At 68.4% G+C, this 21,050-nt stretch carries 13 protein-coding genes; 2 read left to right on the forward strand and 11 right to left on the reverse strand.

Going from position 1 to position 21,050, the window contains the following annotated elements:
- Positions 1-85 precede the first annotated feature (85 nt).
- The 7 genes from ACM0PB_RS17220 to pilG form a co-directional block, all read right to left on the reverse strand.
- A complete protein-coding gene (locus tag ACM0PB_RS17220) occupies positions 86-550 on the reverse strand; it encodes a chemotaxis protein CheW (RefSeq protein WP_065178187.1) in 465 nt (154 codons plus the stop codon).
- The gene (locus ACM0PB_RS17225) at positions 547-1,884 is read right to left on the reverse strand and encodes a chemotaxis protein CheB (RefSeq protein WP_095379270.1); all 1,338 of its coding nucleotides are present in this window, start codon (positions 1,882-1,884) and stop codon (positions 547-549) included. The genes ACM0PB_RS17220 and ACM0PB_RS17225 overlap by 4 nt, the downstream gene beginning before the upstream one ends.
- Complete coding sequence (locus ACM0PB_RS17230) at positions 1,871-8,590, reverse strand: Hpt domain-containing protein (protein WP_414604892.1); 6,720 nt, start codon at positions 8,588-8,590, stop codon at positions 1,871-1,873. Before ACM0PB_RS17230 ends, ACM0PB_RS17225 begins: the two co-directional genes overlap by 14 nt.
- 100 nt (positions 8,591-8,690) lie before the next feature.
- Positions 8,691-10,727, reverse strand: coding sequence for a methyl-accepting chemotaxis protein (locus tag ACM0PB_RS17235; RefSeq protein WP_049415562.1), 2,037 nt, complete (start codon positions 10,725-10,727; stop codon positions 8,691-8,693).
- Positions 10,728-10,768: 41 nt separating this feature from the next.
- The gene (locus ACM0PB_RS17240) at positions 10,769-11,299 is read right to left on the reverse strand and encodes a chemotaxis protein CheW (protein WP_065178184.1); all 531 of its coding nucleotides are present in this window, start codon (positions 11,297-11,299) and stop codon (positions 10,769-10,771) included.
- Entirely contained in the window at positions 11,299-11,661 is a 363-nt protein-coding gene (locus ACM0PB_RS17245; protein ID WP_005410717.1) for a response regulator, read from the reverse strand. Before ACM0PB_RS17245 ends, ACM0PB_RS17240 begins: the two co-directional genes overlap by 1 nt.
- Positions 11,662-11,679: 18 nt before the next feature.
- A complete protein-coding gene (gene pilG, locus ACM0PB_RS17250; RefSeq protein WP_005418455.1) occupies positions 11,680-12,081 on the reverse strand; it encodes a twitching motility response regulator PilG in 402 nt (133 codons plus the stop codon).
- A 240-nt stretch (positions 12,082-12,321) separates the two neighbouring features.
- Here pilG and gshB point away from each other — a divergent pair, with 240 nt between their 5' ends.
- On the forward strand, positions 12,322-13,269 hold the full coding sequence (gene gshB, locus ACM0PB_RS17255; RefSeq protein ID WP_065196658.1) for a glutathione synthase: 948 nt from the start codon (positions 12,322-12,324) through the stop codon (positions 13,267-13,269).
- Positions 13,269-14,153, forward strand: coding sequence for an energy transducer TonB family protein (locus tag ACM0PB_RS17260; protein ID WP_065178182.1), 885 nt, complete (start codon positions 13,269-13,271; stop codon positions 14,151-14,153). The genes gshB and ACM0PB_RS17260 overlap by 1 nt, the downstream gene beginning before the upstream one ends.
- A 561-nt stretch (positions 14,154-14,714) precedes the next feature.
- Here the strand turns inward: ACM0PB_RS17260 and tsaB are convergent.
- The 4 genes from tsaB to mrcB all read right to left on the reverse strand — a co-directional run bounded on the left by tsaB (position 14,715) and on the right by mrcB (position 21,043).
- Positions 14,715-15,428, reverse strand: a complete 714-nt coding sequence (tsaB, locus tag ACM0PB_RS17265; protein ID WP_053501251.1) for a tRNA (adenosine(37)-N6)-threonylcarbamoyltransferase complex dimerization subunit type 1 TsaB — start codon at positions 15,426-15,428, stop codon at positions 14,715-14,717.
- A gap of 9 nt (positions 15,429-15,437) precedes the next feature.
- Entirely contained in the window at positions 15,438-17,486 is a 2,049-nt protein-coding gene (yoaA, locus tag ACM0PB_RS17270) for a DNA repair helicase YoaA (RefSeq protein WP_065185418.1), read from the reverse strand.
- Between the two features lie 597 nt (positions 17,487-18,083).
- The gene (locus tag ACM0PB_RS17275) at positions 18,084-18,620 is read right to left on the reverse strand and encodes a hypothetical protein (protein ID WP_050562713.1); all 537 of its coding nucleotides are present in this window, start codon (positions 18,618-18,620) and stop codon (positions 18,084-18,086) included.
- Entirely contained in the window at positions 18,617-21,043 is a 2,427-nt protein-coding gene (mrcB, locus tag ACM0PB_RS17280; RefSeq protein WP_414604893.1) for a penicillin-binding protein 1B, read from the reverse strand. The genes ACM0PB_RS17275 and mrcB overlap by 4 nt, the downstream gene beginning before the upstream one ends.
- Positions 21,044-21,050: the final 7 nt, after the last annotated feature.

A 21,050-nucleotide genomic window follows, 5' to 3' on the forward strand; every position in this document is an offset into this window, starting at 1 on the left:
AGGTTCGTGGTAGTGCCGGCCGCTGGCCGGCATCCACGGGATCATGAGGTTGCCGGCCAGCGGCCGGCACTACCGGTCTGGTGGATCAGGCGGCGAGCGAATCCAGCGCCGCTTCCAACGCGTCCAGGTTCGGCAGCAGCGCACTCTGCTCACCCAGCAGCACGCGCATGTGCACGGTCTGCGGCAGGGTTTCTTCGGAGGCGTCGGCCAGCAGGCCGTCGCGCGGCACCGAGATCAGCTGCGGGAAGTTCTGCGTCAGCAGCGCGTAGTACGGGCGCTGCACGTTGCCGCTGAGGGACTTCAGCACCACCACCTTGTTGTGGCCGGCCACCGTCTCTTCGCCGAGCCCCGAAAGGCGTGCGAACGACACCAGCGGCACCTGCCAGCCGTGCCAGCCGATCTCGCCGACCAGCCAGCGCGGCGCATCGGAGACCGGCTGCACCGGCACGCGCGACATCATTTCGGCCACGGTGGCATTGGGCAGCAGCACGCGCTCGTTGCCGGCCTGGATCAGGACGCCGCGGATTTCGTCATTGCTGGCGTAGCTCATGGTGCGTCTCCGTTGTCGTCCTGCTCACCCCAGCGCGCGGCAATCGCCTGCGCCAGTTCCTGCGGTTCACCGGCCACCATGCCGGCAGCCACCACGGCGGTGGCCGCCGCCGGGTCATAGCAGCCCTCGCCCACCTGCCCGGCCACCCACGCACCGGCGGCCGCCAGGTCCAGCGCCGGGCCTACGTGGGCCAGGTCGGCACCGCTGAGCAGCACCAGCGCGGTGTGTTCGGCCGGCAGCGAAGCGAGCGAAATACCGTTGGCATCGCTCTGGAAATGCAGGCCATCGCTGGCCGCGCGCACGCCGATATCATCGGCCAGCACGTGCACCTCGCCCGGCACCGCGTGCTGGCCGGCCTCGGCCAGCTGCACCGGCAACGGCGAAACGCGGGACATCTGCTTGACCAGGTTGCCGTAGCGGCCACCATCCAGACGCATGTGCACCAGGACCGGCACACTCAACGACGCGGGCAGTGCGCCGAGCAGGCGACGCAACGCATCCGGGCCACCGATGCCGGCCAGCACCAGCAGCGATGCGGCACGCGCACCGGCCGGGGCGACGGCATCCAGATCGACCAGGCTCAAATGATCGGTATCGAACGAGGGCTGCGGCGCGACGACCGGCGCCACGGCTTCTGCCGATACGGGTGCTTCGATCGATTCTTCCACCAGCGACCAGGCGGTGTGATCGAAGGAGACCGGCGGTGTCGCAGGCGTCGCCGGTTCGGCCAGTGCCTGCGGCGCCGAAGGCGGATCCAGAGGCTCGGGCACGACCGGCTGCAGCGCCGCCAGGGCCTGCTCCAGCGCGATCGGTTCGTGCAGGTCTGCCGGTGGCGAATACAGGCCGTCGGCCGGAACGTCATCGGCCCAGCTCAGCGCCTGTTCCAGGTGCGGGCGCAGGGCTTCTTCCTGCGGCGCCGGCGCGGGCGCCGGATGGCCAGGCTCCAGCTGCAGGCTGGGCTCTTCTTCGGCGCCCGGCGGCAACACCTGCTGGTGGCCGTGCAGCTTGGCGGCCAGGTGGCGCCCCCAGCGTTGCGCCTCCCAGCCGTCGCGGCGGGCGGCCAGCTCAGCCTCATCGAACACCAGGGTCAGCCCCGGTGCCGAGAGCACGGATTCCAACCGTTCCAGTGCGTCCTCGATGGCAGCTTCCAGCGCGATCACCACGAACTGCGGGGCCGCGGCCTGCAGGACCTGCGGCTCCAGGCCGTTCGGATCATCTTCCAGGACCAGCTGTACATCGGCATGCGCCAGCGCCTCGCGCAGGCGTTCACGCGCCGTACCGGGGCGGGCCAGCAGGGCGACGGCCGGGGCCGGATGGGTTTCACTCACGGACACGGGCGATCCCCAGCAGGTCGTACACGTTACGCATCAGGTCCAGTTCCTGGTACGGCTTGCCCAGATAACGCTGGACACCGATCTCGAAGGCACGCTGGCGGTGCTTGTCGCCGCTGCGCGAGGTGATCATCACGATCGGCACATCCCTGTAGCGCGGATCGGCACGCATCACAGTGGCCAGCTCGTAGCCGTCCATGCGCGGCATCTCGATGTCCAGCAACATCAGGTCCGGCACGCGCTCTTCCAACCGCTCCAGTGCTTCCACGCCATCGCGGGCGACACTGACTTCGAAGTTGTGGCGTTCGAGGATGCGACCGGTCACCTTGCGCATGGTCAGCGAGTCATCGACCACCATCACCAGCGGCACCTGGCGTTCGTCGCGCGGCGCATTGGCCAGCACCGGTGCCGTCGGATTGGCCAGGAAGCGGCGCACCAGCGGCGCGACGTCCAGGATCACCACCACGCGGCCATCGCCGGTGATGGTGGCACCGTAGATGCCCGGTACCGATGCGATCTGCAGGCCCACCGGCTTGACCACGATTTCGCGGTTGCCCAGCACCTGATCGATCGCCACGGCTGCACGCAGGTCGCCGGCGCGGACCAGCAACAGCGGCACCTGGTCCTGGCCATCGGCACGCGCCGGGGCCTGCCCGACCAGGCTGCCGAGGTCATACAACGGATAGTCTTCGCCGCTGTAGCGGTAGCTGCTGTCGGCGGCCTCGAAACGTTCGCGCGACAGGCGGCCGATACCGCTGACCGAGGCCACCGGCACGGCGAAGGTGGTCTCGCCGATCTGCACGAACACCGCCTGGGTGACGGCCAGCGTCTGCGGCAGGCGCAGGGTGAAGCGCACGCCCTGGCCGCGCACCGACTGGATATCGACCGAACCGCCCAGCTGGCGCACTTCGTTGCGCACCACGTCCATGCCCACGCCACGGCCGGCCAGCTGGCTGACCTGGTCAGCGGTGGTGAAACCAGAGGCGAAGATCAGGTTGTCCAGTTCCTGCTCGTTCGGCTGGGCATCGGCAGCCAGCAGGCCACGGTCGATGGCGCGGCGGCGGATCGCCTCGCGGTCCAGGCCGGCGCCGTCGTCGGCCACTTCCAGCACGATTTCCGAGCCTTCGCGGTGCAGGCGGATGGCGATCTCGCCCTCCTCCGGCTTGCCGGCGGCGCGGCGCTGTTCCGGCGCTTCCAGGCCATGCGCCACGGAGTTGCGCAGCATGTGTTCCAGCGGCGCGACCATGCGATCGAGAACATTGCGGTCCAGTTCCCCGTGGGTACCTTCCAGGGTCAGGTGGACCTGCTTGCCGGTATCCATGCCGGACTGGCGGACCACGCGGCGCAGGCGCGGCACCAGGCCATCGAACGGCACCATGCGCGCGCGCATCAGGCCGTCCTGCAGCTCGGAGCTGACGCGCGACTGTTGTTGCAGCAGCGAATCGTACTGGCGCGACAGATCGTCCAGTACCCCTTGCAGGCCGCCAAGGTCGGCCGCCGATTCGTTCAGCGCACGGCTGAGCTGCTGCAGCGTGGAGAAGCGGTCCAGCTCCAGCGGATCGAACTTCTGGTCTGCCTGGTCCTGCTCACGCTGGTAGCGGGCGACGATCTGCGCTTCGGTTTCCAGGTCGAGCCGGCGCAGCTGGTCGCGCAGTCGCGCATTGGTGCGCTCCAGCTCGCCCATCGCACCACGGAACGCGCCGAGCTGCTGCTCGAGGCGCGAGCGGTAGATCGCCACTTCACCGGCATGGTTGACCAGGCGGTCGAGCAGATCCGCGCGCACGCGCACCTGTTCCTGCTGCGGGCGTGCCAGCGGATCTTCATCGACCACGCCTTCGGCCGGCAGCGGTGCCGACAGTGGCGCATCAAGCAGTGCCGGTGCCAATGCCGGACTGGCAACCGGTGCCGAAGTGGCTTCTGCGACGCTCGCCACGTTGGCTGCGGCTGCGGCTGCAGCAGCCGCCGCAGCGATATCGGTGGTGGTACGCACTTCGAACGCGTCGACCAGGTCCTGCGCCGGTTCCACCACGCGGTGGTCGCCGGTGCGGGTGAGCAGCTGGTGCAGCCGATCAAATCCGCGCTCCAGCAACTGCACATCGCGGCGTTCGATCTCGGTGCGACCAGCGGCGACGGCTTCCAGCAACGATTCGATGCTGTGGCCAAGATCGCCGATGGCGTTGATGCCGGCCATGCGTGCGCCACCCTTCAGGGTATGCAGGTCACGCTGCAGGCCGGCCAGCACCTCGCGGTCCTGCGGCGCATCGCGCAGCTCGCTGATCAGGCCATCACAGTGGTCGAGCAGGTCCTTGCCTTCCTCGACGAAGATGTCGACCAGCTCGCGATCGTAGACGCTGAAGTCGAGCGTATCGGCGCTGTCTTCCGGCACCGGGATGTCAAGGACGTCGGGTGCCACGGTTTCAACCACGTCGGCGTCAGGCGCGCCAACGGCCGGGGCATCCGATACGGCATCGGCATCGGCATCGGCAGCTTCGGCGTGGACTTCCACCTGGCCCGGCGCGTCTTCCAGTTCGAAGAACCGCACCGGTTCGGCGGTGGCCGGCGCTGCGGCCTCCGCGATCTCCTCATTCACCGTCGCCGGGGACGGCTGATCGGCGCTCTCTCCTTCACCGATCGCCGCCTCCCCGCCGACGTCCGCATCCTCGGCAAAGGCTTCCGCCTCGCCCGGCGCGAGTTCGCTGGCCTGCAGGCCGAGCACGGACCTTTGCCCGTCGTCGGCCAGGGGCTGCTCTTCGTCGATCACGTGCAGGCCGGCCTCGAGCGCGGCGTCCAGCGAGACCGGTTCTGCAAACCCCGGCGCAGCCATTTCATCCTGCAGGCTCGACAGCTCGCTGTCGAGTGGCAGTGCAGCAGGCGTCTCGAATGCCTCAGCGTCCGCGACGTGCACGTGATCGAACGAGGACGCATTCAGGTCAGATGCGACGGCTTCGACAGCATCCGGAATCTCTTCGGCATCGCGGTCGTCGACCGGCAGCGCACTGGCATCCAGGTACGGCGACAGATCGTCCACGACGGTCAAACCGGCATCGTCGGCCAACAGCGGCGCGCTTTCGGCCTCCGCCTGGACACCGTCTACCTCAACGCCCGGAACGTCATCGGCCACCTGGATCGATTCGACCACCGGTAGCGACGCCGCTCCCTCACCCGGTACCGACGGCCATCCGGCATCGAAGTAGCGCGAAAGATCGTCGCTGGCGGTCAGCTCACCGACCTCCAGCCCGCCCTCGCCCTCGATCGCGGCATCCTCGACCGGGGTTTCGGCGACATCGGCAACTGCCTGTGGTTCCTGCTCCGGCGCGACGGACGAAAGCGGGACCGCATCGGTTTCAGGCGCGACGGCTGCCGGGGCGTCCGCATCCCATTCCGCCGTCGGTTCGTCATCCAGCGCCAGCTCAGCTTCGTCGTCCTCCAGGCCCACCATCGGCCAGCGCGCTTCCGGCAACTCGCCGGCCAGCGCCTGCAGGCGCTGTGCCAGTACCTGTTGCGGTGCGATGCGCGGCTGTTCGGCCTGCAGCGCTTCCATGGTGGCGGTGATCGCCTGCGCGGCCGCATCCAGCGCGGCCACGCCTTCATCACCCGGCACCACTTCGGCGGCCAGTGCACGCTTGATGTAGGACTCGGCACCGCCGGTTACAGCCGTGATCTCGGGCACTTCGGTCATCGCGAAGGCGCCGTTCATGGTGTGCACTGCGCGCAGGAGTGCGTCGCTGACCGGCTGCGGTGCCTGCTGCGCCGAACGCAGCCAGTCCTGCAGGGTGGCCTGATGGACTTCCACCTCGGCCTCGAGAATCTCGCGCAGCACGCTGTCGATGTTGGCCGGCGTGCCGGTGGCTTCGGCCTTCTCGGCGGTATCGGCCAGCGCCGAAGCGGCAACCTCCGCGTCGAGAATGCGGCTGATCTCGTCTTCGCCCTCGACTTCGGCCACCGGTGCAACCGATGCAGTGGCCCCAGCCAGGGGTACGTAGTAGGTCTCCTCGCCTGCACCGACACGATCGGCGATGGCCTGCATGGCCTGCAGGTCGACGCTGATGCGGTGGCCATGGCGCAGCGCCGCGTTCAGCTGCGGCAGCGCCGCATGCGCGTTGTCGACCATCGCCAGCACGGCGGGAGATGCGGCGCGGCTACCATCCAGCACGCGGTTGAGCATGCCTTCGATCTTCCACGCGAACTCACCCAGGGTGCGTGCGCCGACCAGGCGGCCACTGCCCTTGAGGGTATGGAAGATGCGGCGGATCGGGCGCAGCCGGTCCATGTTGTCCGGCTGCATGCGCCATGCCGGCAGCAGCGTGCCGAGATTGGCCAGCTCATCGTCGAACTCTTCCAGGAACACCTCGCGGATGTCCTCGTCGATGTTCTCGGCATCGTCGTCGAAACCGGCGTCGAAGCCCGCATTGGTGTCGGCGTCGGTCCCGGCAACGGCCGAATCCACCGCCTCCGGCGCTGCCGCAGCGGCCATCGCCTGTGGATTGAAGCCGGCAGCGGCCGCACTCAACTCGGCGAAGAACTGGGCGTCGGCCTCGCTGAAATCGATCGGCGCGATGGTGTCGATATCGATCACCGACACGGCCGGAGCGGACGTATCCGCCGCAGGAGCCGCCGCATCGATCAACGGCGACGTGATCGACGGTACCGGCAGGTCATCCGGGGCCTCATCCACCCCGGCCAGCGGCGGAACGACGGCATCGACGATCTCCAGCGACGGATGCAACGCGGCGTCATCGTCCAGCGACAGCGTTTCCATCGCATGCAGCGACAGCACGTCGTCAGCGTTGTCCAGCGCGTCGGCATCGAAGCGGAACACCACGTCGTCGGCCACGGCAGCCGCATCCTGTTCGGCCGCCACCGGGTCGAATACCGGTGCAGCATCGAAAGCGGTCGCGGAGGAATCCACCGCGTCCGTCCTCTCATCGATCACAGGCGCTGCGGTGTCCTCAAGCATCTGCGGCGCCCCGGACAGCGACCACTGCGGTGCACCGGGGGGGCCGCTGTCAGCCAGTTCGAAGCTGACCGGATCGAAACTGGCGAAGGTCGGGCTGCGCTCGTCATCGGCAGGCACGATGGCGTCGGCCTCCGGATGGAACGGCGCCAGCTCCCACTGCGGGACATCCGGCGCAGGTGCGCTGGACGCCGCGAAGACCAGCGATGCCCCCGCATCGTCGTGCGTCGGCGACGGCGAAGCATCGATATCAGCCTTGCTGGCGGCCACGGCTGCCACGGTGCCCAGCGCGCCGAACATCAGGCGGTTGTCGGACACCATCGGCGCCGGCGAGGCCGGCGGCGGATCGAAGGTGAAGTCCGGCAGTGGCACCGGCACGTCGCCGGCAGCGGGCGCCGCAGGCTGCACCGGAACCTCGACGCGCTCCGGCTGCAGGGGCTCGGCCTGCAACGCAACCGGCTCACGTTCGACCGGCAGCAGTGCCGGCGCGTCCGGCGCGACGGCATTGTGCTCCGGCAGCGGCCAGTAGCGCAGAGCCTCGAGGCTGCTGCGGGTGATTTCGAGGATGTCCTCGCGGCCCGGGCGGCGGTCGCGCAGGGCTTCCAGGTAGTACTCCAGGCTGGCCATGGCATCGGCCAGGGTGTCCAGCTGGCGGCCACTGGGCACGCGCTGGCGGCCGATCAGTTCGGCCTCGATGTACTGCTGCACGCCGCGCAGGTAATCGGCGGCGGTACCCAGGTCGAGCATGCGCAGCGCGCCGGACACATCGCCCAGCAGGCGTGGTACATCCTGCAGCTCGGCATGGTTCCAGCTGGTTTCGATGAAGGCGACGAAATGCTCGCGGGCAGCGGCGAAGTTGGCGATGGCTTCATGCGCCAGCACCTCCACCGTGCGGCGGTTCTCGACCGCGCTCGGGTCGTCCTCGCCACTGCCGCCGGCGCCCAGATGGGCAACCTGGTCGTCCAGCGAGGCATCGACGTACAGCAGTGCACCGGCAATATCCAGCAGCAGGTTCTCGTCGATCTGCTGGCGACCTTCGACCACGCCGCGCAGCGCATCGCGCTGCTGCACGACCACGCCGCGGGCCACGCCCAGGCCCATCATGCCCAGCGTATCGGCCACGGCGCCGAGCTCGTTGGCCTGGGTCTGCAGCTGTTCCGGCGCACCACCGGTGCGCAGGTGCAGGTCAAGCGCATCCTTGATGCGCAGCAGTTCTTCCTTCACCGCGCTGCCGACCGTGTCGAGCAGCTCGCGATTACGCCCGCTCAGGCTGCCACGAGCATGGTCCAGCTCGGCCTCGGTGGCGGTGACGCTGTCCGGCGCAAAGGCCAGCAGCACACTGTCAGTGACGCCTTCTTCGCCGCGCGACGCACGGATCTCGTTGAGCAGCGGCATCAGCACGATCGGAATGTCGCGATGGCCGTTCTGCAGGCGTTCCAGATAGTCGGGCAGCAGCACGCTGCCACGCATCAGGGTTGCGCAGGCTTCATCACGGTCGGCCACGCGGCCGGCGCCGATGGCGTTGGCCAGCTGCTCCAGCTCTTCGGCCACCATCGCCGGGGCATACAGCTCGACCATGCGCAGGGTGCCCTGCACCTGGTGCAGGTAGCCGGCGCAGATGCGCATGCGGCTGGCATCGGTCGGGTCTTCGGCGTAGTACTCGACCTCGTTGCGCACCTGGCGCAGGGTCTCGTCCAGCTCGGGCTTGACCCAGCCCAGCGCTGCGTGGCTCATCGCATCGCGCAGACTGCTCATGGACGCGCTCCGTTCGCCGCCGCGCGGTGGCCGCGCGAGTTCTGGCGTGGGGAATGGAAATGCTTCATCGACTGGTTCCTTGCTCGCCGCCCTGCCCGTGTCACGCCGGCAGCTTGAAGTCGGCGACCGAACGGCGCAGGTCCGCCGCCAGCTGCGCGAGGTGGCCGATCGACTCGGCGGTCTGTCCGGCACCCTGCGAGGTCTGCCCGGTGATCTGCCGGATCACGCCCATGGTGCGTGTGATGTCCGAGGCGGCAGCCGACTGCTGCTGGGCGGCGATGGAGATGTTCTTGATGAGGGTGTTCAGCGCGTTTGACACGCGTTCGATCTCGGTCAGCGCGGTACCGGCGTCCTCGGCCAGGCGCGCACCAGACACCACTTCGGCCGTGGTCTGCTCCATCGAGGTGACCGCTTCATTGGTGTCGGCCTGAATGGCCTGGACCAGGTTTTCGATGCGTCGGGTCGCACCCGAGGTGCGTTCTGCCAGGCGCTGCACTTCGTCGGCCACGACCGCGAAACCGCGGCCCGCTTCACCGGCCGACGCGGCCTGCACCGCCGCGTTCAACGCCAGGATGTTGGTCTGCTCGGAAATGTCGTTGATCAGTTCCACGATCGAGCCGATTTCCTGCGACGACTCGCCCAGGCGCTTGATGCGCTTGGAGGTTTCCTGGATCTGGTCACGGATCTGGTCCATGCCCTGGATGGTCTCGCGCACCACGCCGGCACCCTCGGCGGCGATCACCACCGAACGCTGTGCCACGTCGGCCGACTCGGCCGAGTTGCGCGACACCTGCTCGATGCTCGCCGCGATCTCCCCGATGCGGTCCGAAGCCGAGGTGATCTGGTTGGCCTGGTGCCCCGCGGCCTCTGCCAGCTGCATGGCGGTGGCCTGGGTTTCCTGGGTGGACATCGCGACCTTGGCCGAGGTGTCGTTGATGGTGGTCACCAGGTGGCGCAGCTCGTCCACCGCGTAGTTGATCGCGTCGGCGATCGCGCCGGTCATGTCCTCGGTCACCGAGGCCTTCACCGTCAGGTCGCCCTCGCCGAGCGAGGAGATTTCGTCCAGCAGCCGCATGATCGCCTGCTGGTTGCGGCTGTTGAATTCCACCTGGGTCTGGTAGCGCAGTTCCTGCTCGCGCGAGCGGCTGCGCACGTTGGTGGAGACGAAGCCGATGATCGCGATCAGCGACAGCGCACCGGAGACCACGCCAATCCAGAAGTTCGGGAACAGGCGGGTGTCGGATACCGAGCCGAACGAGGAGAACGCGTCGAACAACTTGCGGCTGTCATCCAGCATGTGGGCCGAACCCTGGCCCAGCGCGGTGGCAGCGGACTGCGCCGCGAACAGCTGGCGCGAGCTGGCCAGGATCGCGTCGGCGTCCTGCTTCATCGCTTCCCACTTCTGCTGCGACTGTTCCAGCGCGGCCACGGCGGCGGCACCGCGCACGGCGGTGATGCCCAGTTCCTCGTTGCCGTTGCGCAGGCCGTCGAGCACCTGCGAGAACACGGTGATGTCACGTGCCAGCGCATCGCCGGAGGTCGCCGCGGCGCTGCCACCGGCACGCATTTCGGTCACGCGGCGGGCCATCGAACCGGCCACCACAACCTGCTGCAGCGCGCTGTACACCTGCGACGACGGCGCGCCGGAAGCGGACATCGCACGCACCAGCTCGTTCAGCTGGGCCTGCAGGCCCGGCACTGCGCCGGTGAAGTTGTTCGCGTTGCCGGCCAGCGCCAGCACGGCCGGTTCGCTGGCCACCAGCTGCCCGGCCTGCTTGCCCAGCGGCGCCCAGGTCTCGCCGAGGGTGGCGATGGCACCGGCTACGCCCGGCTCCTTGCCGTAGCGTCCCTGCAGGGTCGACACGTTCTGCTCGATCGCGTTGCGGGTGGCCTTGAAGGCGGTGAAGGCCTGGGCGTTGCCGCCGACCGCGTCACGTCCCTGGTTGGCCAGCTGCTGCGACAGCACCTGCAGGTCGGCGGCCTTGGAGCCGGCGTCGGCAAGGCGGCTGCCCTGCCAGGTGGCGACGCCGGTGTTGACGCCGAACAGGATCATCGATGCCAGCAGCAGGAACAGCCAGAGGTTGCTGCCGCCCAGCCGCAGCTTGCCGGTCTTGGTGGCGTCCGAAGCAGTACTCATCGTTCAACCTCGATCTTCAATGCAGGGGGCGATGCCCGGCCTCAGGCCGCGGCTTGCCGGAATTCAGGGGTGCGCGACAGCAGCGAGAGCGAGAACACGCCCCAGTCATGGCCGTCGGCATGGAAAGCACGATCGACGAAATGCCCGTAGCGGCCATCGGCCAACGTGCCCGCTTCGATCTGCTGGTCCAGCTCGAAGCTGCGCTGGCCGAACAGTTCATCGATGGTCAGTGCGACGTCGCCGCCGGCCTGGCGCATGATCAGCACGCGCTGGCCTTCCTGCTGCACGGTGCGCGTGCCTTCCAGGAAGTACTTCAGGTCGACCACCGGGAACAGGTTGCCGCGCAGGTTGCCCACGCCCAGCAGCCAGGGCTGCGCACAGGGCACCGGGGTCACCGGCGGCATCGGTACGATTTCCACCACTTCGCGGAAATCGGACACCAGCCGGCGCTGGCCGACGCGGAAACCCACGCCACGCCACAGGTCCTGGGCAAACTGCTTCCCGGGCAGCTGCACCGCATGGGCCAGGCTGCGCCGTTCATAGGCTTCAAGGATGTCGAAGGGCGAGCGCATCAGGCCACCAGTTCGTTGATCCGCGCGATCAGTTCATCCTCGCGCGGCGGCTTGACGATGTAATCGGCGGCGCCCTGGCGCAGGCCCCAGGCCTTGTCGGTTTCCATCGCCTTGGTGCTGACGATGATCACCGGGATGTGCTTGATCGCCGCATCACGGGCCATCGCACGGGTCGCCTGGAAGCCACTCATGCCGGGCAGGACCACGTCCATCAGCACCAGCTGCGGCACCTGGTCGCGGACCAGCTGCAGGCCATCCTCGGCGTTGTCCGCTTCCAGCACTTCGTGGCCGGCACGGCGCAGCCACTGGGTGAACACCGCGCGGTCGGTCGGTGAATCCTCGATCAGAACGATACGAGCCATTGTGCCTTTCCCCCCTGGTCAGGCGTTGACGTATGTGCGGATGGCACCCAGCAGTTCTTCACGCGTAAAAGGCTTCGTCAGGTACTGCTCCGAGCCGACGATGCGTCCCCGCGCCTTGTCGAACAGGCCATCCTTGGACGACAGCATGATGACCGGGGTCGCCTTGAACAGCTGGTTGCCCTTGATCAGCGCGCAGGTCTGGTACCCGTCCAGGCGCGGCATCATGATGTCGACGAAGATGATCTGCGGTTGCTGGTCTGCGATCTTGGCAAGCGCTTCGAAGCCGTCGGTGGCGGTGACCACCTCGCAGCCTTCGCGCTTGAGCAGCGTTTCCGCAGTCCTGCGGATGGTCTTCGAATCATCGATGACCATCACCCGGAGTCCTGCGAGTTCCCCGCCCGCAGTCGTGTTTTCAGTCATTGCCTATCCCCAAGCGCACGGCCCGATCTCTGGCGGGGGCCGCTGCGAAAGCGTATCTATATCGCACTTTCCGCGCCCGCTTCAAGGCCGCCCCACGGCGCGGGGCATGGCCCCCTCCTGAACGTGACGGGTTTCGCAATGAGTGCGCGACCGCCGGGCGGACGCTGCGTTGCAGTATGGCAGGGAGGCGCGCGACCGGCGTTGCCGCTACCATCAACGCCTTGCCTGACAGGTGCGACCATGCCGTTGAACGTCATCGTGGTGATGGACCCCATCGCCCACATCAAGATCGCCAAGGACACCACCTTCGCCATGCTGCTGGAAGCCCAGCGCCGCGGCCATGCCCTGCACTACGTGCGGCCGGGCGGACTGGCCCTGGAAGGTGGCGTGGCGGTGGCCCAGACCGCGCCGCTGCAGGTGCGCGACGACCCGGCCGGCTGGTATGAGCTGGGTGAGTTCAGCCGTACCGAGTTCGGACCCGGCCAGATCGTGCTGATGCGCAAGGACCCGCCGGTCGACGCCGAGTACATCTACGACACCCAGGTGCTGGACGTGGCCGCCGCTGCCGGTGCCTGCGTGGTCAACAACCCGCAGGGCCTGCGCGACTACAACGAGAAGCTGGCTGCCCTGCTGTTCCCGCAGTGCTGCCCGCCGACCCTGGTCAGCCGCGATGCCAAGGCACTGAAGGCCTTCGCCCTCGAACACGGCCAGGCCGTGCTGAAGCCGCTGGACGGCATGGGCGGCCGCTCGATTTTCCGCAGCGGCCAGGGCGATCCGAACCTGAACGTGATCCTGGAGACACTGACCGACGGCGGCCGCAAGCTGGCGCTGGCCCAGAAGTTCATTCCCGACATCAGCGCCGGCGACAAGCGCATCCTGCTGGTCGACGGCGAACCGGTCGATTACTGCCTGGCGCGCATTCCCCAGGGTGACGAGTTCCGCGGCAACCTGGCGGCCGGGGGCCGTGGCGAAGGGCGCCCGTTGAGCGAGCGTGACCGCTGGATCGCCGGCCAGGTCGGCCCGGAGATGAAGCGTCGTGGCATGCGCTTCGTCGGCCTGGACGTGATCGGCGATTACCTGACCGAGGTCAACGTGACCAGCCCGACCTGCGTGCGCGAGCTCGACGCGCAGTACGGCCTGAACATTGCCGGCACCCTGTTCGACGCGCTCGAGGCCGGCCTGCGCTGATGCCGTCCGCACCTGCCGTTCTGCCCCCGCCGCCACGCGAAGCGCAACGGCTGGGGGCCACCATCGCACTGTCGGTGCTGGTCCACGCCCTGCTGATCCTGGGCGTGGGCTTCGCCGTGAAAGGCGATGCTCCGCTGGTGCCGACGCTGGAAGTGATCTTCAGCCAGACGCGCACCGCACTGACGCCAAAGCAGGCTGATTTCCTGGCCGCCGCCAACCAGGAAGGCGGTGGCGAGCACGACCGCGCACAGCGTCCGCGCGACAACCAGGCCGGCATCGTGCCGCAGGCGCAATCCGGACTCAGCCCGGTTCCCCAGCAACAGCAATCGGCCGCGCCGGTTCCGCCGCCGCAGGCACGGGTGGTCAGCAGCCGCAATGGGGAGGACACCGTGGCGCAGGCGCAGTCCCGTCCAACGCCGGAACAGCCTGAGCCGGATGCGCCGCTGAGCGCGCGCGAGCAGCGTGATGCCGAGATGGCGCGGCTGGCGGCCGAGGTGCATCTGCGCTCGGCGCAGTACGCCAAGCGCCCGAACCGCAAGTTCGTGTCGGCCAGCACGCGCGAATATGCCTACGCCAATTACCTGCGCGCCTGGGTCGACCGCGCCGAGCGCGTCGGCAACCTGAACTACCCGGACGAGGCCCGGCAGCGCCGGCTCGGCGGCCAGGTGGTGATCAGCGTCGGCGTGCGCCGCGATGGCAGCGTGGAAAGCAGCCGGATCCTGCGTTCAAGCGGGACGCCGTTGCTGGATGAGGCGGCGCTGCGGGTGGTGCAGCTGGCGCAGCCGTTCCCGCCGCTGCCGAAGACCGAGGACGAGATCGACATCCTGCAGGTCACCCGTACCTGGGTGTTCCTGCCGGGTGGCACCCTGCACGACGACCGGTAGGGGTTTGTTGCCCGGGCCTGCGGCCCGGGACCCGCTGAAAGGCTAGAGCAACAGCAACAGCGGCGGTTGGTGTTCTGAAGCGTGGCGAGGCGGTGTCGGGCGGCGGGGACGCCGCAAGTACGTCCGTGTAGGCTTAGCCGCGGCATCCATGCCGCGGATACCCCGCCGCCCGACACCGCCCCGCCTCTGACAGATCACGGCGCACCATTGCTTGGGTAGGTGTCGACCTTGGTCGACACACATCCACGCCACGCGTGGATGCGAGCGAAGCGATCCGCTTTTGACTTTGATTTTCTTTTGATTTTCCGTGGCGGACGCACACGGAAACTGTCAGAGGTCGGGCGGGTTGGGTTCGCGGGGGTATCCGCACCATGGATGCCGCGGCCAAGCCCCCATGGGTGAGGGCGCTTCGCTTGCGAAGCATTGCTTCGCAAGCGCCCGAACGCCCAGCCGCCAGCGGCTGGGCCGGACTGGGGGTTCACGGCGTCCCCCGCGAACCCACCCCGCCCGGCCAAGCGCGGCTTTTGGTTTATGCGATCAACCAACCCCGCCACGAGGGGCTCAGCCGTTGGCCTTCGCCTTCGCCTCGCGCGCGGCCTGCTGCTCGACCAGGGTCAATGCCACGTTGTCGCGCAGGTACGCCGGCTCGACCTTCTCCGGTGCGATCGCCTCGCCACGCGCGAACGCCGGCACCGCCAGTGCCAGCACGTCCGACGCCCGCGGCAATGCCGCGGCATCAAAACCGCGCAGGCCACTGCCCAACTGTGCCACCAGCGCGCCGTCGCCCGCGCCGAAACCGGTACCGACACCGTAGGCCGACATTCCTTCCGGCAACGTCACCACGGAGGGCGCGCAGACGCGCTCGGCATCGCGCGCGACCGGCAGGCCGTCGACGCGTTCGAAGCGCGCGACGTAGAGTTCACCCATCCGGGCATCGATTGCCGACAGGATCTGCGTTTCTTCCACCGGTGCCCGCAGCGCCAGCACCTGCAGCGTCGAAACCGGCAGTAGCGGGCGGTCCAACGCCAACGCGATGCCCTGGGCGATGGCGATCGCCAGGCGCACACCGGTGAACGCCCCCGGGCCGCGACTGAGCGCGATGCCGTCGAGCTGGCGACGGCCGATGCCGGCTTCGGCGAGCAGCGCCTCGGCCCATGGCAGGCTCAGGTCGGCATGCCGGCGCGGGGCGATCTCGAAGCGTTCCAGCACCTGCCCATCGACATGCAGGGCAACGGAGCAGGCTTCGGTGGCGGTTTCAAAGGCGAGCAGTTTCATCAGATCAGGTCAGAACAGGGGGAACGTGGCACCGGGAGCCGGCTCCGGGCCCGGCGCGACAGCGGCCGGGTCAGCCGGATCATCAGCCACGGGCCCCCATTGTGGCGTAAAGAAGGCCTGCACATCGGCCAGGCTGCGGGTGCGGCGGAAGGGTGGCAGTGAATCCAGGAAGACCCGGCCATAGCCACGGTTGAGCAGGCGCGGATCGCACAGGACCAGCACGCCACGGTCGCTTTCGCTGCGGATCAGGCGACCGACACCCTGCTTCAGTGCGATCACCGCCTGCGGCAACTGTTCGTCGCGGAACGGATTGCCGCCCTGGCTGCGGATCGCCTCCAGGCGTGCCTCGTACACCGGATCGTCCGGTGCCGCGAACGGCAGCTTGTCGATCATCACCACGCTCAGCGCTTCGCCGACCACGTCCACGCCCTCGCGGAAACTGGCCGAGCCCAGCAGCACGCCATTGCCCGATTCACGGAAGCGCTGCAGCAGCGTCGCGCGCGGTGCCTCACCCTGCACGAACAACGGCCATGGCCCGTCGCGCAGTGCCTCGGCGGCCTCGCGCAATGCACGGTGCGAGGCGAACAACAGGAATGCCCTGCCCTGCGATGCCTGCAGCACCGGCCGAAGGGTCTGGATCAGCGCGGTTCCGAAGCCCCGTGCGGCCGGATCAGGCAGGCCTTCCGGCAGGTAGCACAACGCCTGCTCGGGCCAGTTGAACGGACTCGGCTGGACCAGGGTATGCGGATCGTCCAGGCCCAAGCGCGTGGCGATGTGGTCGAATCCATTGCCCACGGTCAGCGTGGCCGAGGTGAAGATCCATGCCGCGCGGCTGCGCTCGCGATGCTCGCGCAGCGGGCCGGACACATCCATCGGCGTGCGCTGGCAGCGGAAACCCCGCGGCGTGAGCTCGTACCAGAGCACATCGGCGGCACTGGCGTGGTCCGCCGGATCGGTATCGAAATCCAGGGTGGGTTCATCATCGCCCAGCCAGCGCTGCAACCGCGACACCGCCTCGCGCGCCCGCGCATGGCAGGCGTCCAGACCCGCCGCCGATTCGCGCAGCGGCTGAAGGCCCTGCTCCAGTGCCACCAGGCCGGCCATCACCGTATCGAAGCCGTCGCGGACCTGTGGCATGGCCAGCGCACGCCACTGCGTACCACGCGGCGGCAGCCCCTCCATCGCCGAACGCAACGCCAGCAACGCCTGTTGCAACTGGTCGACCGGCTCCTGCAGCGCCGATTGTGCGCCCCCTACGCCGCGCGCTTCAGCCAGGCAGTCGCGACCCAGTTCCTGCCATGGGCGCATGCCGAAACCTTCGCCGAAGAACTGCGCTGCCAGTTCGGGCAGCTGGTGTGCCTCGTCGATGACAAAGGCCTGCGCCCCCGGCAGCAACTCGCCGAAGCCGTCCTGTTTCAGTGCCAGATCGGCCAGCAGCAGGTGGTGGTTGACCACCACCACGTCGGCGGCCTGCGCACGCTGCCGTGCGCGCACCACGAAGCAGTCGTCCCAGAATGGGCAATCGGTGCCCAGACAATTGTCGACAGTGGAGGTGACCATTGGCAGCAGCGGCGAGTCATCGGCCAGGCCCTCCAGCTCGGCGATGTCACCGAACTCCGAGCGGCCGGACCACGCCAGGATGCGCTGGAACTGCGCGGCCTGTTCGGGACTGGAAAACCGCGGCTCGCCCCGCGCCTGCTGCAGTCGATAGCGGCACAGGTAGTTCGCGCGCCCCTTCAGCAGCGCGCTGCGCAGGCCGACGCCCAGCGCCTGGCGCACGCGCGGCAGATCGCGGTGGTAGAGCTGGTCCTGCAGCGCGCGGGTACCGGTGGAGATGATGGTGCGCAGCCCGGACAGCAGCACCGGCACCAGATAGGCGAAGGTCTTGCCGGTGCCGGTACCGGCCTCGGCCAGCAGCAGGTCCCGCTGCTGCAGCGCATCGGCAATGGCAGCGGTCAGGTGCAGCTGTGCCGGACGCGGGACGAAGGCATCCAGATGCGAGGCGAGCGCGCCGCCTTCGCTGAGGGCTTCGCGGCTGGCATGGACAAGGTCGGACATCAGAGGGAAAGGATACCCGGCAGGGCGCTGCCCGGCACCCGTTTCAAGCCAGAGCGCAGGCAAAAGCAACAGCAACAGCGTGGTTCATGGCTCTGGGTTGCTGCGTGTTTGGCGGGGCGGGAGGGGCAGGCAGGACACGCCGTAAACCCGTCCATGGGGGCTCGATGGCGCCATCCATGGCGCCAACGGTCCTGCCTGCCCCTCCCGCCCCGCCTTCGACAGTTTCCCGGTGACGGATGGACGTGCTTCGTGGCGTCGCGCTTGCTCGACTGATTCAGAAGCGGTGGGTCGAACGGAAACAAGAAGGGGTCGGAGCCGTTTTCCTGCGGAAAACGGATCCGACCCCACAACGAGTGCGCGCAGGGCGCGACCCGCTTTTGATTTTCTTTTTCTTTTCCGTGGCTGGACGCACACGGGAACTGTCAGAGGCCGGGCGGGGTGGGTTCGCGGGGGTGTCCGCGGCATGGATGCCGCGGCTAAGCCCCCAGGGACGGGTTCACGGCGTCCCCCGCGAACCCACCCCGCCCGGCCAAGCGCGGCTTTTGCTTTACTCGGCCAAGCAGCCAGCCACGAGGGGCTGTGCCGTTGGCTGAAAACTCAGTAACGCTTGATCCCCGGCACTGTGCAGCCCTCAATCTGCGCATGCGCCGACACCGCATTCTCCTTCTCGCCCCGCGCCAGCCGCGACTGCTCGATCGTCGCCCAGTGCCGGCGGCACAGCGGCCCGGTCTTCGAGCCCAGATCCACGGCCTTGCGCGCGAACGTCTCCGCCTGTGCCCACTGCCCCTGCAGCAGCGCCAGTTCGGCACGCTCCTGCAGCACCGCCGGGTCACCGGCCACGATCTCCAGCGCGTGATCCAGGCTGCTGGCGGCACCGGCGAGGTCGTTGGCCTGGCGCTGCGCCTGTGCGGCCAGCCTCAGGTCTTCCACCTGCGAATCACGCAGCGGCTGCACCGACAGTTCCTTGTCGTCCGGACCCGCTGCAGCATCCACGGCCGCCAGGCGCTGCGCCGGCGTGGTGGTGTCGACCGGTTTGACTACCGGCGGCGCGCTGCTCACGCAGGCGGCCAGGGCCAGGCTTAGGCCGGTCAGGGCCAGGGGCTGCAGCAGGGTACGCATGTTCATCGGCATCATCGGCTCGGGGGAGAAGGGGTGGCGGCAGGTTCGGCGGGTGCTTCCGGCTTGCGGTCCAGGCCGAACCAGCTGCGCCAGCCACCGCCCTCGCCTTCAGCCTCGCCCTGCCCCTCGGGCGACGCGGCCGGCGCGCACGGCGCATAGGCAGGCGCATAGCCCACCACGAACGGGAAACGGCGCGCGCCGGGGCAGCCTTCATCGGTGCTGTTGAGACCGGTGGGAGCCACCGGCTGCCAATCCAGGCCCTTGCTGCTGACCCGCAATGGCGCACTCGGCAGGCGCTGGAAGATGCCCGACCAGACCCGCATCGCGCCAGTGGCGCCATACAGGCCGGCCTGCTGGTTCTGATCGTTGCCGATCCAGATCACCGCCAGGTGGTCGCCGGTGTAGCCGGCATACCAGCTGTCACGGCCATCGTTGGTGGTGCCGGTCTTGCCGGCTGGCTGCAGACGGCCGAGGCCATCAGCATTGAGCCGCTGCGCGGTACCGCTGGCGACGACCTGCTGCAGGCCGACACTGATCAGGTTGGCGGCAATCGAATCGCCTTCCTGTGCCGGTGCCGGGGTCTTGTCGTAGCGCTTGAGCAGCTTGCCCTGCGGATCGAGCACGCCACGCACGGCGTGCAACGGCTGGATCTCACCACCGGACGCGAGGAACTGGTACAGCTGCGCCATCGCATACGGGCTCTGGTCGGTCGAGCCGAGGATCACCGCCGGATTGGCCTCGGCCTTGATGCCGGCCAGCACATGGATCAGCTGGGTCACGCGCTCGGGGCCGACCTGCATGCCCAAGCGCACCGTCGCCTGGTTGTACGAATGCGCCAGCGCATCGATCAGGCGCACCGTGCCGTGGCTGCGGTTGTCGGCGTTGCCGGGGCTCCAGTTGCGGCCGCGGCCGAGCTGCACCGTCACCGGCGAATCATCGACCCAGCTGGCCAGCGAATAGCGGTCAGGCTGCGCCAGGGCCAGCAGGTACACGAACGGCTTGAGCAGCGAACCGACCGGGCGCTGCGCCTCGATCGCACGATTGAAGCCGACCTCGGAGACCTCACGGCTGCCGATCACCGCCAGCACGTCGCCGTTGTGCACGTCGGTCAGCACCATGCCGGCCTGCAGCTCAGGGCGACGCTGGCTTTCCAGCGACTTGATGGTGCGGGTCACCGCGCCTTCGGCATAGGCCTGCGCGGACGGCGACATGCCGGTCATCACGCTCAGGCCCGCGCCCTGCAGCGCAGATTCCGGATAGTCATGCGCAAGCTGCCGGCGGACCAGGTCGACGTAGGCGGGGAAGCGGTTGGCAGCCACCAGGCCCGGTGTCTTGGGCACGCCCAGCGGAGCCTTCAGCGCGCGCTGGTACTCGGCATCGTCGATCAGCGTGGCGTCGTGCAGCTTGCCCAGCACGAAGTTGCGGCGATCCAGCGCGCGTTCCGGGTTGCGCCGCGGGTCGTAGAAGGACGGCCCCTTGACCAGGCCGATCAGCAGGGCGATCTGCTCGGTCTCCAGCGACTGCAGGTCACGCCCGAACCAGAATTCGGCGCCGGAGGACATGCCATGGATCGCCTGGCTGCCGCGCTGGCCCAGGTACACCTGGTTGAGATACGCCTCGAAAATCGTGCGCTTGTCGTAGCGCGCTTCCATGATCAGCGCGTACAGCACCTCATTGAACTTGCGGGTGAGCGTCTGTTCCTTGCCGATGCCAAGCAGGCCGCTGCGGGCCAGCTGCTGGGTGAGCGTCGAAGCGCCCTGGCGGCTCTGGCCACCGGAACGGATCGTCACCCACACCGCGCGCGCGATGCCTGACAGGTCGATGCCGTGATGGCGGTTGAAGTCCTTGTCTTCCACTGCCTGCAGGCCGGTCACCAGCAGGTCCGGCGCCTCGTCCATGCGGATCAGGCGGCGTTCTTCCTGCTTCTGGCCGTACAGCGTGGCGATGCGCGCCGGATCCAGCCGCGCGGCCTTCAGTGCCTTGCGGCTGTCGGCGTCGCGCAGCGAGGCCACGCCGCCATCGGCCAGCGACAGCTCCACCCGGCGCGGCGCCACCCGGCCATCGACGTCGTTGTAGCCACGACTGGAGATCACAAAGCGACCGCCGTTCACCGCATAGGTGGCCGGCTCCTTGCCCTGCCCGTCATCACGATAGGCGGAGGCGGCCAGTTCGGTCTTCAGCGTGGACGCATCCATCGCCTTGCCGGGGGTGAGCACCAGCGGGCGCGCATACACGCGCGTCGGAATCTGCCAGCGCAGCTCGCCGAAACGCTGGGTCACCTGCTGGTTCAGGTACAGCGTATAGGGAATGAGGAAACCCAATCCCAATGCGACCGCAGCCATGCTCCAGGTGATCAGCCGGCGCCGCCACAGCGGACCGCTGTCCTGCTGGTCGTCGTCGAAATCGTCGATGTCGTCGGAATCGTAGCGTCGGGGCACGGGAATG

Origin of the sequence: Stenotrophomonas sp. AR029, from assembly GCF_047520695.2 — a bacterium.
GTDB lineage: Bacteria > Pseudomonadota > Gammaproteobacteria > Xanthomonadales > Xanthomonadaceae > Stenotrophomonas > Stenotrophomonas sepilia.